General features: G+C 37.1%; 13 protein-coding genes. 6 read left to right on the top strand and 7 right to left on the bottom strand.

Annotated elements, in window-relative coordinates; all coding sequences use genetic code 11:
- Positions 1-103 precede the first annotated feature (103 nt).
- On the bottom strand, positions 104-1,447 hold the full coding sequence (locus IQ237_RS20205) for a histidine phosphatase family protein (protein WP_194058440.1): 1,344 nt from the start codon (positions 1,445-1,447) through the stop codon (positions 104-106).
- A 264-nt stretch (positions 1,448-1,711) separates the two neighbouring features.
- On the opposite strand from IQ237_RS20205, the gene IQ237_RS20200 reads away from it, so the two are divergent.
- Positions 1,712-2,536, top strand: coding sequence for an Rpn family recombination-promoting nuclease/putative transposase (locus IQ237_RS20200; protein ID WP_194058438.1), 825 nt, complete (start codon positions 1,712-1,714; stop codon positions 2,534-2,536).
- A 146-nt stretch (positions 2,537-2,682) separates the two neighbouring features.
- Here IQ237_RS20200 and IQ237_RS20195 read toward each other — a convergent pair whose 3' ends face one another.
- On the bottom strand, positions 2,683-2,964 hold the full coding sequence (locus IQ237_RS20195) for a type II toxin-antitoxin system RelE/ParE family toxin (protein ID WP_194058436.1): 282 nt from the start codon (positions 2,962-2,964) through the stop codon (positions 2,683-2,685).
- Entirely contained in the window at positions 2,951-3,220 is a 270-nt protein-coding gene (locus IQ237_RS20190; RefSeq protein WP_194058434.1) for a type II toxin-antitoxin system Phd/YefM family antitoxin, read from the bottom strand. The genes IQ237_RS20195 and IQ237_RS20190 overlap by 14 nt, the downstream gene beginning before the upstream one ends.
- Positions 3,221-3,413: 193 nt before the next feature.
- Here IQ237_RS20190 and IQ237_RS20185 point away from each other — a divergent pair, with 193 nt between their 5' ends.
- Positions 3,414-3,728, top strand: coding sequence for a leucine-rich repeat domain-containing protein (locus tag IQ237_RS20185; RefSeq protein ID WP_194058432.1), 315 nt, complete (start codon positions 3,414-3,416; stop codon positions 3,726-3,728).
- Between the two features lie 98 nt (positions 3,729-3,826).
- On the opposite strand, the gene IQ237_RS20180 is transcribed toward IQ237_RS20185, so the two are convergent.
- On the bottom strand, positions 3,827-4,171 hold the full coding sequence (locus IQ237_RS20180) for a hypothetical protein (protein ID WP_194058430.1): 345 nt from the start codon (positions 4,169-4,171) through the stop codon (positions 3,827-3,829).
- Positions 4,172-4,398: 227 nt separating this feature from the next.
- Here IQ237_RS20180 and IQ237_RS20175 point away from each other — a divergent pair, with 227 nt between their 5' ends.
- Both IQ237_RS20175 and IQ237_RS20170 read left to right on the top strand, forming a co-directional pair.
- Positions 4,399-5,136 (top strand): Uma2 family endonuclease, encoded by a 738-nt coding sequence (locus tag IQ237_RS20175; RefSeq protein WP_194058428.1) that lies wholly within the window; start codon positions 4,399-4,401, stop codon positions 5,134-5,136.
- Between the two features lie 40 nt (positions 5,137-5,176).
- Positions 5,177-6,151 (top strand): hypothetical protein, encoded by a 975-nt coding sequence (locus tag IQ237_RS20170; protein ID WP_194058427.1) that lies wholly within the window; start codon positions 5,177-5,179, stop codon positions 6,149-6,151.
- A 237-nt stretch (positions 6,152-6,388) separates the two neighbouring features.
- Here IQ237_RS20170 and IQ237_RS20165 read toward each other — a convergent pair whose 3' ends face one another.
- From IQ237_RS20165 to IQ237_RS20155, 3 genes are read right to left on the bottom strand one after another with little or no spacing between them, the layout of a single operon-like run.
- The gene (locus tag IQ237_RS20165) at positions 6,389-7,609 is read right to left on the bottom strand and encodes a DUF790 family protein (RefSeq protein ID WP_194058425.1); all 1,221 of its coding nucleotides are present in this window, start codon (positions 7,607-7,609) and stop codon (positions 6,389-6,391) included.
- On the bottom strand, positions 7,539-9,179 hold the full coding sequence (locus IQ237_RS20160; RefSeq protein ID WP_194058423.1) for a DEAD/DEAH box helicase family protein: 1,641 nt from the start codon (positions 9,177-9,179) through the stop codon (positions 7,539-7,541). Before IQ237_RS20160 ends, IQ237_RS20165 begins: the two co-directional genes overlap by 71 nt.
- A gap of 32 nt (positions 9,180-9,211) precedes the next feature.
- A complete protein-coding gene (locus IQ237_RS20155) occupies positions 9,212-9,409 on the bottom strand; it encodes a hypothetical protein (protein WP_194058421.1) in 198 nt (65 codons plus the stop codon).
- A gap of 183 nt (positions 9,410-9,592) precedes the next feature.
- On the opposite strand from IQ237_RS20155, the gene IQ237_RS20150 reads away from it, so the two are divergent.
- Positions 9,593-9,817, top strand: coding sequence for an adenylate/guanylate cyclase domain-containing protein (locus IQ237_RS20150; RefSeq protein WP_309225792.1), 225 nt, complete (start codon positions 9,593-9,595; stop codon positions 9,815-9,817).
- Positions 9,818-10,040: 223 nt separating this feature from the next.
- The gene (locus tag IQ237_RS20145) at positions 10,041-12,725 is read left to right on the top strand and encodes a PAS domain S-box protein (RefSeq protein WP_194058419.1); all 2,685 of its coding nucleotides are present in this window, start codon (positions 10,041-10,043) and stop codon (positions 12,723-12,725) included.
- The last annotated feature ends 44 nt before the right edge of the window (positions 12,726-12,769 follow it).

Raw genomic sequence — 12,769 nt, 5'->3', positions numbered from 1 at the left:
GGAAGAATATAATGTGGGGTGGGCATACTTCGACATAGTTCGACTGCGCTCACTAACCGCTCAGTACAAGTCTTGCCCGCCCTAGATAAGCTTATTAGCGCAATTACAATGCTCCTGCTGCTGTCTTATCTAACACACCCGCACTTAAATGTCCAGTGATATTCATTGCCTGTAGCACAGGTGAACCACTCACACCACTAGGGTAGTCAATAACACTCACTGCCCCATTGCCTTGACGGAAATTCCAGAAATTTTCCAGTGATAATCCCAGGATATGACAAAGCAAGGTTTTATTAGTAGCATCGTGGGCAACTACTAAACCAGTTTGTAGTTGATTTTTCTCAGCAGTTGCTAATATTGACTGCCAAGCCGCTACACTGCGTTCATGTACCTGTTGTAAATTTTCCCCTTCTGGCATTTGCACCTCAGCCGGAACAGTGCGCCACCGTTCCAACTCTCCGGGAAATTCCTGTTCTATCTCAGCTTCAAATTTACCTTCCCAAGTTCCGTGACTAATTTCTCTTAAACTGTCCAATAACTGCAAATTAATCTGAGAATGGTGTTTAAGAATAATTTCTGCGGTTTCCTTGGGACGCGCCATAGTGCTACTAAAAGCAAAATCAAGCTCTACATCTTGCAGAAACTCCCCAGCTTTTGCAGCTTGGGATCTACCATTATCATTCAAAGGTACATCAATTTGCCCTTGAAACTTACCTTGACGATTCCATTCAGTTTCACCGTGACGGACTAATAATAACCTAAATCCTTGATGATTGGGGCGTAAACTCGGTAAAGTATCTCCCAAGTGTTGCGTTTGATTCATTGATTCTAACTGCACAGGTTCACCCAAACCACCCGCAAAATTTAACACACTAATGTTACAGTTAGACTGTTGTAAACCGTGATAACCACTAGGAGGAATACCCAAAGCTGTACTAATTAAAGCTCGGTTAATACCATTATGTCCAACTATAAGAATTGTTTCGCCTTGATGACGGGATAAAACTTCTTGCCAAAACGAATTTGCTTGTTCATATAAAGCTAAAACCGGAAAATGTTCTCTTATCCCGTCTGCGTCATTAATCATCATCCGCAATTCATGGGGGCGTTTTTTCCAGATACTATAATCATCAGGGAATTTTTCTTTGACATCAATAGATAACATTCCCGCCCATGCGGGTAAGTCTACTTCTCGTAAATTTTCGGAAACTTGAATTTCCCCAGACTTTTCAACTAACTCACTGCAAATAATTTCTGCTGTTGTTTTAGCGCGGTTCAGGGGACTGCTGTAGATAGCCTTAAATGCTATACCACTCAGAGCTTTACCCGTTTTCCTAGCATCGTCTTGACCTTTTTCCGTTAAAGTTGACGCATCTGTACGCCCTTGGATACGTCTTTCGATGTTGTAGGTACTTTGACCATGACGCACAATGATGACACGAGTCATTAAAAAAACCTCTTCTCTCCAAAGGATTAATTTTACTGCAAAACGGCTAATAGATTACTAATGGGATTACCTAAGTAATAACGTAGATTTAATCAGAGGGCAGGAAGCAGGAGGAAAAGCCTTATCCTGTATGATTTTTAAGTTTCAGTTTGTATCTCATTTAACTGCATAACGCTATATAATTTTCCTGTTGTTCAGGAAAACACTCCTTGATCCTTTATTATGTAGAGGTAATGAGTAAATACAGAAAAATTTTCATTAATAATGCGACGGGATTCTATTTTTTATAAATTGTTCAAACAATTTCCTAGTTTATTGTTTCAATTAGTAGATGAACCACCACCAGAAGCAGATAGTTATGTATTTGAATCGGTGGAAGTAAAAGAAACAGCTTTCCGAATTGATGGGGTGTTTTTACCTCCAGCTAATGCAGTTTCTCAAGTGGTATTCTTTGCCGAGGTACAATTTCAGAAAGATGAAAATTTATATTTTCGCTTCTTTTCGGAATTATCGCTGTTTCTCCATCGCCATTCTATTCGTTATGATGATTGGTATGGGGTGATTATTTTTGGTTCGCGGAGTTTAGAACCATCAAATTTAAAGATTCATCGCTCTTTATTAGCAGGTGATCAGGTTCGTCGGGTATATTTGGATGAGTTGGGAGATGTACAGCAGCAACCATTGGGTTTAGGTTTGATGTTGCTGACAATTCAAGAAGACACCGAAGCAATAGAAACAGCAAAGTTTTTGTTAGCGGAGGCACGTAAACAGTCGGAAACAGAGATAATAGATTTAATCACGACGATTATTGTTTACAAGTTTACTAAACTAAGTCGCAAGGAGATTATCACCATGTTAGGATTAGATTTAGAAGAACCAAAAGCTATACGGGAAGCGAAAGAAGAAGGTAAAGAAGAAGAAGCTGTATCTATCGCTTTACGTTTATTAAATCGGCGTTTGGGTAATATTCCTGATGATTTATTATCGCAGGTACAGGGGTTATCTTTAGTACAAATTGAAGATTTATGTGATGTGCTTTTAGATTTTACCACTGTGGCAGATTTAGAAGCGTGGTTACAACAACAATAATTTTATTAACTCAAGTTGCTAGTTATCTAGTTAGGGCTGGTAATGGATAATTGGTAATAGGTAATTGATGATAAAATACCTGTTTTCATCCTGTTCATCCTTTAATCCTGGATATTCTGATTCTGACAATGTGCTTAACTAGCAACTTACGTTAATAACCGTTTTAATCTTTTATAAACATCATCATCATTGCGCTTACCGACTAAAATTACTTCCACTAAATCTTGATCTGGAAAGTATCTATAAACAATTCGATATTCACCACTATCTACTCGATAAAAACCCTGATAACCAGATAATTGTTCACTATCATTTGGTAAAGGTTCAACATTCAAAGCCAAAACCTTCTTTGCTATTTGCGCTGCTATTTTAGGTTGTAACCCATTGAGGAAATCAAGAACAGTTGCTAAACCATCAAGCCGCGCCATTAGCTAAATGCTCCAGTGCTGATGTAAAAGCCTCTGTACCCACCATTTCTGATTGACTCAGCGCAGTTTCCGCATTTTGAACTAACTGCATATCTTCTAATTCTTGCAATCTATTAATTAATTTTTGGTAGCTATCGGCGGAAATAATTACATGACTAGGACGTGATTGTTTTGTTAGTAATACGGGTTCAATAGCAGCTTTATCAAAAACTTCACCGTGTTTATTTCGGGCATCTGTCAGAGTATAGGTTTGCATAGGATGACTATTTTAGACATTTTGACTATATTTTAGCATAAATTCGCTTTCTCTGGTAATTGAAGATAAAATCTCTATCTTTATCCTGTTCATCCTTTAATCCTGGATATCCTGATTCTGACAATATAGAATTTTGCTCTGATTCAGTATAAAATAATCTTCATCAATCTTCTTTTCTTTTGACCTTGGAATTATGACGCAGGATGATTTGTTAGCACTGATAGATCGCGCTGGGGCTGAGGGTTGGGAAGAGTTAGACCTGTCGGGTAAAAATTTGACCGAGATACCAGAGGCGATCGCCAAATTAACCAATCTCACCGAGCTTAACCTCTATAACAACCAAATCACCGAGATACCAGAGGCGATCGCCAAATTAACCAATCTCACCCTGCTGGACCTCAGTGGCAACCAAATCACCGAGATACCTTTAGAAGTTCTGAATACAAAAAATGCAAAAGAGATTTTTAATTACTTGAGGCAAATTCGCACAAGTGAAACTTGCAAATAATGTGATGGAAATAGGAAGCAAATTAGGCATAGAACTAATTAAGAATTAGTCCTGAATATGCGGGGTTCTATGAAGTTTTAGTTTTTTGTCAGGGAGTATCAATTACTATTACTATCTCTCAAGTCAAACTGCAACTGTAAACCATCATTTTCATTCAGATTTTGATTTGCTGGTTGCAGAAAAATAGGAGCATCAGGAATTGTGATTGATTCACTCAATGGCAATTCTTCAGAAGTATTATTTTCTGCACCTTGATTATTTTGTTGATTAAAAAATCTGCTAAAATCATTTTCTGCACAACGATCATTAACATCAACTAAAGAATCACCTTTTAAAGTAAAATTCTCTTGATTAACTTGCTCAGTTGATTGTGCGTAAACGGTGCTATTCACACCAAAAACAGCCGCTATAATTGTTAAAGTGACAGAAATTTTAGTTTTCATGGGTTTGCTTTTTTCCATAAAAATATTCTAACTGGGGATAATTATAAATCATGCCCTAGATAGATTTGTATTGCTAAGTTACATATAATTAAAAATTAAGGAAAATTTTATATTTTGGACATTGAATTAATTATTCATCTGTATCTGTGTTTATCTGCATTCAATGATTCTTGATGTATTATATATGTTATATTGTAAAAAATAAACATTGATTGGTTTGAGAAGTTATGTTATTAAAATATGATCTTCGGCAATGTTTACCCTCTGCTGAAGATTTACCAGATTCAGACGATACACCAGTGGATAACGAATTACAAGACTTAATACCAGGGTTACTAAAAACCATACTCGCCTTAATTTGGTCAGAAAGAATGGATTGGTTTTTTGGCGTAGATATGGGAATATATTATGATCCAGATAAACCAGCAATAGTACCAGATGGATTTCTGAGTATTGGTGTACCGAGAATTATTGACTCAGATTTACGTTTATCCTATGTGTTATGGGAAGAACAAAAACTACCAATCATGGTGTTAGAAGTAGTATCTCAAACTAGAAGGGGAGAATATACCCAAAAGAAACAAGAATATGCAGAATTAGGAATTTTATATTATGTGATTTATAACCCATTAAGAAAAAGGAAACAAAGGTTAGAGGTTTATAAATTAGAAAATGGCAAATATCAATTATTGCCAGGTGAAGCAGTATGGTTATCAGAATTGAATTTAGGAATAGGTAGAGAAGAAGGAAAATATCAAGGAATTACCAGAGAATGGTTATATTGGTATGATGAACAACGAAAGAGATATTTAACAGCAGAAGAACTACTGCAACAGGAAAGAGAGAGGGCAGAATTTGAAAGACAAAGGGCTGAATTTGAAAGGAAAAAAGCTGAATCTGAAAGATTGCGATCGCAACGTTTAGAAGAAATATTACGTTCTCATGGTATAGATCCTAATATTTAGTACATAATAGTTTTTTAATAGTTTTTTCCCTGGTGCTTGAATGAATGAAACTACCGCCAATTATGACGAAACATGGAAAGAAGCAATATCACAATACTTTGAATCTTTTGTATTTTTCTTTTACCCCTATCTTCATCAACAAATTAACTGGCAAAAAACCCCCATCTCCCTCGATAAAGAATTAGAACAGATTACAGCATCTTCCGCAACAGAAAAACGCTATGCGGATAAATTATATAAGGTTTGGTTACTAGATAACCAAGAAATTTGGATTTTGATTCATATTGAAGTACAAAGCCAATATGATAAAGCATTTTCTCAGCGAATGTTTATCTATAACTATCGCGCCTTTGATTTATATCATAAACCCGTCATCAGTTTAGCTATACTAGGAGATGAGAGTAAAACTTGGCGACCAAATTCTTATGAATACGGCATTGGAGAAAGCCAAGTTAAAATGACTTTCAGTAACGTAAAACTTTTAGATTATCAGTGGGAGGAATTAGCAGCGAGTGATAATGTCTTTGCTACAGTAGTAATGGCACATTTGAAAACCAAAGCTACTACTAGCAATTTAACCCAAAGAGAACAATGGAAATGGAATTTAGTCAGAGGTTTATATGAAAGGGGCTTAACTAAATTCGATATCATTAATTTAGGTAAGTTCCTGGATAAAATGATGGCCTTACCACCACAACTAGAACTGGAATTTAAGAATAAACTCAATCAATACGAAAAGGAGCGCAATATGCCTTTTTTAAGTCCGATAGAAGAAATGGCACTAGAAAGAGGTCAACAAATTGGGCAGCAAATAGGATCGAAAGAAACACGCAAACAAGATATTCTCAAAATTCTGCAAAATCGCTTTGATAATTTACCGGATGATCTCATCAAATCTATCAATCAAATTGATGATATGTCTGTGCTAGAAAATTTACTTTTACCTAGTATTAGCGTCAATTCTTTAGAAGAGTTTCAACAGGTAATTAATGGAAATTTGAGCAGTAATAATTAAGACTGATGAGATCCCCGACTCAATACTGTTCGGTTAAGAGTTTTTGTAGGTTGGGTTGAACAAAGTAAAACCCAACAAACGCTTGCAAAAGTTGGGTTTCGTTCCTCAACCCAACCTACATGATTTCTATGTTTTGAGCTTAACCGAAAAGTATTGATCCCCGACTTCTTTGATTATCCTATCAATAAATTGTGACTTGAAAGCAAAATTCGGGGATCTGGGTGACAGGAATATTACTTATTCATTACCCATTACCTCTAAAACTGCTTTTGGTAATAATTTTTCTTTAAACCAAACAATTCTAGCAGGAACATTATCTAATTTTACACCTGCTTTTTCTAAATTCAATCTTTCAGAAATAGCTAATATTAAATTATCACAATTTGCACGCCTTACCTGAGAAAATTTCTTTTGTAAATATTCTGGTCGCCAATAACCGACAATTTCTAATAAAAAAGTTCTCCCATCAGGATGCACCAGCCGAAAATCGGGAATCATCACACTACCAGGAATAGGAATTAAATCAACTTCTCGTTCTAAAATCCAACCACTTTTTAAATTATCCCATTTATCAGCAAAAGATTGTTCTAACATACTATCATAAGGCTTACCTTGAGGATAGTGAGAGACTAAACCACATTCAGAATTTAAAGTAAATCTACCTGTTTTCCATTCATTAGTATAAAAATCTCGTGTTTGTAAAGTTGCTGATAAACTCCATTTTGTCACATGAAGTAAAGCAGGAATTAATTTAGCGATCGCCAAACCATAACGGGTACTAGGACTAAATAAACTGGTAGGACCATCAATACTAATAGTAAAACCATGATCCGCATCACCTTCAATATAAGCCATTAATTGAAACAACTTCAAATAACGGAACAATAACTTATATTCTCCTGGTACATTGCGATGAGCATTTAACACCAAATGAGTAGCTTTATAAAACACACCTTGCACCTGAGACAAATTATAACGATGTAATAAATCTTCAGGTTTAGGAGCATCAAAAGCAGTTAAAATTTTATTTTCCGATAAATCAGCATAAAGACCTTCATGAACATGAACAGGTAAAACTTCCCGTTGTAATTCCCGACTTAAATCATCAGCAATTTTAGTTAAAATTACCCCTGTATTTTCCCGACTAGAGACCGATTTTGCAGCCAGAGAAAAGACCCGTTCTCTTAACATAGCAGGTTCGAGAGGACTAACAACCTCAAAAGTGCAAAAACTACTTTTCAGAATATAAGCCAAACCCCGCTTCATTCGATAATCAGTAGTATCACCCTCAAAATCAGCCAATTGACGTTCAAGAACCCCTTGAGACTTCTCCACAGCATTCTGAAAAAACTGAATTAAATCACTAGCTAAACCCAAATGTTTATTATCAAGTTTCAGTCTCTTCGGGATAATCTCCTCCCCGTTTTGACGATGAATCAATAACTCCGTTGTCAACATCTTTCTTATTAGTAGAATAATTAATTTCCAACTGTTCAGCCGCCCGCAAATCCCTTTGATTTTCTCTTTCCTTACCACCCCCATAAACAACCCTTAAATTACCCCTTCTATCCTTCTTATTATCTTCTTTCTTCTCATTCTTCTCTTCCCTCTTCTCTTCCCTCTTCTCTTCGTGTCCTTCGTGTCTTCGTGGTTCAATACTTTTTAAACCTCTCCTTCTCGCCGAAGTACCCTCCTCACTCGTATCTTCCGCCACAACTTCATATAAAATCGCCTGTTTATTTTCCATATTACCTTTACGTAAAACCCTGCCTAAACGCTGAGTATATTCTCTCGCTGAACCAGTACCAGAAAGAATAATAGCAACAGAAGCAGCAGGAACATCAACCCCTTCATTTAAGACATGAGAAGCAACCAAAGTATTATAAATACCTTCCTTAAACTTAGTTAAAATTTCATGCCGTTCTTTCACAGGAGTTTGATGAGTAATAGCAGGGATTAAAAATTCTTGAGAAATGCGGTAAACCGTAGCATTATCAGCCGTAAAAATCAACACCCTTGAGGGATAATGTTCAGCTAATAAATCAGCAAGAATTCTTAACTTACCATCAGTCCCCAGAGCGATTTCTTTAGCTTGCCGATGTGCTAACATTGCTCTGCGTCCATTTTGCGATCGCGCACTCATTTGGACAAAAGTTTGCCAACCTTGTAAACTGCCTAAAGAAATGCGAGATTGCTTTAAAAAATCATTGCGGGTTTGAATTAACTGATTATATTTTTCTCTTTCTAGTTGGGATAATTTGACTTTAATCTGTATAATTTGATGTTCTGCTAAAGCCTTACCTGCTAAATCTTCAGCACGTTGACGGTAAACTTCTCTACCGATGAGAATATTTAAATCAGCGTGTTTGCCATCGGTGCGTTCTGGTGTAGCAGAAAGTCCTAAACGATAAGGTGCGATCGCATATTCCGCAATCACTCGATTAAAATCTGTGGGTAAATGATGACATTCATCAAAAATAATCAGCGCATATTTATTACCCAAACTTTCCGCATGAATAGCCGCACTATCATAAGTTGCCACTAAAATAGGTGTTCTATCCCGTGAACCACCCCCCAACAAACCCAACTCCGCATCAGGAAAAGCCGCTTTTAGGTGTGCATACCACTGGTGCATTAAATCCAAAGTTGGGACAACAATTAAAGTGGTGCGGGGTGTTGCTTGCATGGCCATTTGTGCCAAATAAGTCTTACCCGCCGCAGTGGGTAGCACCACCACACCCTGTCTTCCCGCCAACTTCCAAGCCGCTAAAGCCTCATTTTGGTGGGGATAGGGAGTCATTTCTAAACTAGGAACCAACTCCAAAGGAGAAAATTCCTTGGCCTCATCAATAAAAAAAGTATCTTCTGCTTGCAGTGATTCGACTAAACAACGGTATCTAATCGCGGGAATGCGGAATTTTTCAATTCTATCATCCCAGGTAGCAAAATCTATCCAAGCTTTGCAGCGTGGAGGAGGATGTAAAATTAACGTACCACGATCAAAAGTTAAAGTGGGGTTGCGACCCATGTTAGGCTTTCTCCCAACTCATTTATCTTTAATTACTCATAACCCAAAAAGTGCATAATACCATGTCTGCTACGCCACGGTGACAGTTTCAAGAGTTGGATAGTAACGATTTTTTCTTTAAGTAGGGCTTGCTGAATAAACTGAAAACCACGATGAATAAAGAGTTTGAGGGTGATCACAAAGAAAATAGGTGCAAGGTTTTGGAAACTATGAGTAGGAAAACCTTGCACTTTGTTGGTTTTTACCTCGTTTCCAAATACAAAAAACTCCTTGATATCCTTGAACTCCTGACTCCTGGAAATCCTTAATCTTCAAGGAAAGACTTTTTCAGCAAACCCTATGTAGGGCTTGCTGAATAAATTTAAGCATACTTTATATTTTTATGTAGAAAATAGCATTTATTTATTAACTAAATATTCTGCTTATTTGATGAATTAGCCGAACTGCATGGAGTCGAGAAAATCAAAACTATTGGTGATGCTTACATGACAGTTGCTAGATTACCTAATCATCACAGTGATCATGCTATGTCCCTAGCAAATATGGCTTTAGATATGCAACAGGCTGTAGCTAAGTTTAACGAAGAACAAAATCAATCATTTCGTATCCGTCTGGGAGCAAAATTTAATAATCAATAATTTCTGTTGCTATCAGCACCGCTAACAATATAATTTCAATCAGAGAAAGTATACTATACTAGAAAAGGTTTGTTTGCATTGATTTTTACTACTTTAGGTAGATTCCTATTCCAGAAATGTAAGCTTTGTATTGCCCTGTTGCATAATAGGTCTGGAGCTATATTCCTGTCGCTCACAAATTTCATGACTGCAAGTAGCTTGCAGCACCAGAGGAGATGCTAAATTGAAAGGAAAAATTTCTCTTCTATCAAACTATTCTGTGTCCATTTTATGTGTTGGTATCGCCTTGGTACTAACATTCCTGTTGCAGCCATTTTTAGATCGCTCTATCTTTCTGATATTTTTTGCGGCTATAGCAGTTAGTACCTGGTATGGTGGCATTAAGCCTGGATTATTAGCTACTGTTTTGTCTGTCATAACTGTGAGTTACTTTTTTATCGATCCCCAATTTTCATTTTCTGTTGAGAATCCAGACAGTATAATTAAGTTAGGATTGTTTACGCTGGTGACAATGTTTATCAGTTGGCTCAATTCAGAATTACGTACTTCTAAACAGAAGTTAGAAATAAGTTTTAAACACCTAGCAGCGAGTGAAGCGAGATTTCGGAGGTTGAAAGATGCCAACATTATTGGAGTAATTATAAGTGATATAAAAGGCGGAATTTTAGAAGCGAATGATGCCTTTTTAAACATGGTGGGTTATACACGAGAAGAACTACTAGCAGGAAGAATAAACTGCCGAAAAATGACACCTCCAGAATATCTGGAAAAAAGCGATCGCTCAATACTGGAACTGAGAAACCAAAGAGTTTGTCAACCTTTTGAGAAACAATACATCCGCAAAGATGGCAGTCGGGTGAGTGTTTTACTGGGTTTAGCTTTATTAGAAGATAATTCAGATCAAGTAATTGGTTTTGTTGTTGATGTGAGTGAACGCAAAAAAGCAGAAGATTCCCTGAGAAAACAGGAAGAACAACTGCGCTTGATCACTGATTCTTTACCAGTACAGATTTCCTATGTAGATGCTCAACAGCGTTATCGCTTTAATAATAAAAGATATGAAGAATGGTTTGGTATACCTACATCTCAAATGGATGGCAAACACCTAAAAGAAATTTTAGGAGATTCGGTTTATGAAAAAATTTATTCCTATGTAGAAACAGTATTATCTGGAAAGCAAGTCACCTACGAAAATAAACTCTTGCATCCAGATGGTACAGAACATAATACAAGCGTGACTTACGTTCCCCAATTCAATAATCAAGGAAAAGTAGAAGGATTTGTTGCTTTAATTAGAGATATTACAGAACAAAAGCAAGCTGAAAATGCTCTCAAACAAAGCGAAGAAAAATTCCGCAAATTAACAGAAAAAGTGCGCGTCATTCCTTGGGAAGCAGATCCTAAAACTGGGAATTTTACATACATTGGTCCGCAAACAGAAGAAATACTCGGTTATCCATTAACTGATTGTTACAGTGATAAGTTTTGGGAAGAACACATCTATCCTGATGACAAACAGTGGGCAGTTAACTATTGCTTGATGAGTTCACAAACCGAGGAAAATTACGAATTTGAATATAGAATGTTAGCCGCAGATGGCAGAGTGGTTTGGTTATATGACATTGTGAATGTGGTGCGGGGTAAGGATGGACTAAAGCAGTTGCATGGGTTCATGATTGACATTACAGAACGCAAGCAAGCAGAACAAGAAAGGGAACAATTGCTCAAACGAGAAAAAGCAGCAAGGACTGAAGCAGAAACAGCTAACCGCATCAAAGATGAATTTTTAGCCACACTATCCCACGAACTCCGCACTCCCCTCAATGCCATGTTAGGGTGGACACAGTTGCTCAGAAGGCGTAAATTTGATGAAGCTACCACTGCTAAAGCATTGGAAACAATTGATCGCAATAGTCGGTCTTTAGCTCAGTTAATTGAAGATGTATTAGATGTTTCTCGGATTATTCGTGGTAAACTGCGTTTAAATATGCGTCAAGTGGAACTTGTGCCAGTAGTAGAAGCAGCAATAGACACAGTGCGTCCTGCTGCGGATGCTAAACATATTTGCATTGAGTCGGAATTTGATCCAGCAGTGGGAGTAGTGATAGGTGATGCTAACCGCTTGCAACAAATAGTTTGGAATTTGCTTTCCAATGCTGTAAAATTTACACCCAAGGAGGGAATAGTCCAGGTAAAAATACAGCGCATTAAGTCCCGTGTGCAAATTCAAGTTAGTGATACTGGTGCGGGAATTGCTCCCGAATTTTTACCTTATGTATTTGAGCGTTTTTGTCAAGCTGATAGTTCAACCACGCGATCGCATGGTGGGTTAGGATTAGGATTAGCTATAGTCCGGCATTTAGCAGAAATGCACGGAGGTACAGTTTTCGCTACCAGTCCAGGACTAGAAAAAGGTGCAACTTTCATCGTCAATTTACCAATGAAAGCCGTTATTAATGAAGAGGATACACCCAAATCACAACCATTTCTCACAAATAGCGAATCTGTGAATTACCAATTATCAATCTTGGAAAATGTGCGAGTTTTGGTAGTGGACGATGAAGCAGATACAAGGAATTTACTAACTACAATTTTAGGACAATATGGCGCTCAAGTGACTGCTGTTGCCTCTACTCAAGAAGCAATGACAGCTTTATCACAATTCCATCCAGATATATTAATTAGTGATATTGGAATGCCAGGAGAAGATGGCTATACATTAATTCGTAAAGTCAGAAGTCTTCCTATTAATGAAGGCGGAAAAATTCCCGCAGTGGCATTAACAGCTTATGCTAGATCAGAAGACCGCACCCAAGCTTTATTAGCAGGTTTTCAATTACATATTCCTAAACCAGTAAATGCTGGAGAATTAGCAGCGGTGGTTGCTAATTTAGCGGGAAGAACATGATAATTGATAATTGATAATTGATAATTGATAATGGGTAATTGGTT

It is taken from the genome of Sphaerospermopsis sp. LEGE 08334 (assembly GCF_015207205.1).
Taxonomy (GTDB): domain Bacteria; phylum Cyanobacteriota; class Cyanobacteriia; order Cyanobacteriales; family Nostocaceae; genus Sphaerospermopsis.
The sequence above is the reverse complement of the archived record's forward strand: the minus strand, read 5'-3'. Positions and strand labels throughout refer to the sequence as shown.

What these genes read in the sequence shown, in the direction of transcription:
- IQ237_RS20180 (WP_194058430.1), bottom strand. Translation starts at nt 4,171, where the DNA reads ATGAAAACTAAAATTTCTGTCACTTTAACAATTATAGCGGCTGTTTTT.
- IQ237_RS20190 (WP_194058434.1), bottom strand. Translation starts at nt 3,220, where the DNA reads ATGCAAACCTATACTCTGACAGATGCCCGAAATAAACACGGTGAAGTT.
- IQ237_RS20160 (WP_194058423.1), bottom strand. Translation starts at nt 9,179, where the DNA reads ATGGGTCGCAACCCCACTTTAACTTTTGATCGTGGTACGTTAATTTTA.
- IQ237_RS20200 (WP_194058438.1), top strand. Translation starts at nt 1,712, where the DNA reads ATGCGACGGGATTCTATTTTTTATAAATTGTTCAAACAATTTCCTAGT.
- IQ237_RS20175 (WP_194058428.1), top strand. Translation starts at nt 4,399, where the DNA reads ATGTTATTAAAATATGATCTTCGGCAATGTTTACCCTCTGCTGAAGAT.
- IQ237_RS20195 (WP_194058436.1), bottom strand. Translation starts at nt 2,964, where the DNA reads ATGGCGCGGCTTGATGGTTTAGCAACTGTTCTTGATTTCCTCAATGGG.
- IQ237_RS20170 (WP_194058427.1), top strand. Translation starts at nt 5,177, where the DNA reads ATGAATGAAACTACCGCCAATTATGACGAAACATGGAAAGAAGCAATA.
- IQ237_RS20165 (WP_194058425.1), bottom strand. Translation starts at nt 7,609, where the DNA reads ATGTTGACAACGGAGTTATTGATTCATCGTCAAAACGGGGAGGAGATT.
- IQ237_RS20205 (WP_194058440.1), bottom strand. Translation starts at nt 1,447, where the DNA reads ATGACTCGTGTCATCATTGTGCGTCATGGTCAAAGTACCTACAACATC.
- IQ237_RS20185 (WP_194058432.1), top strand. Translation starts at nt 3,414, where the DNA reads ATGACGCAGGATGATTTGTTAGCACTGATAGATCGCGCTGGGGCTGAG.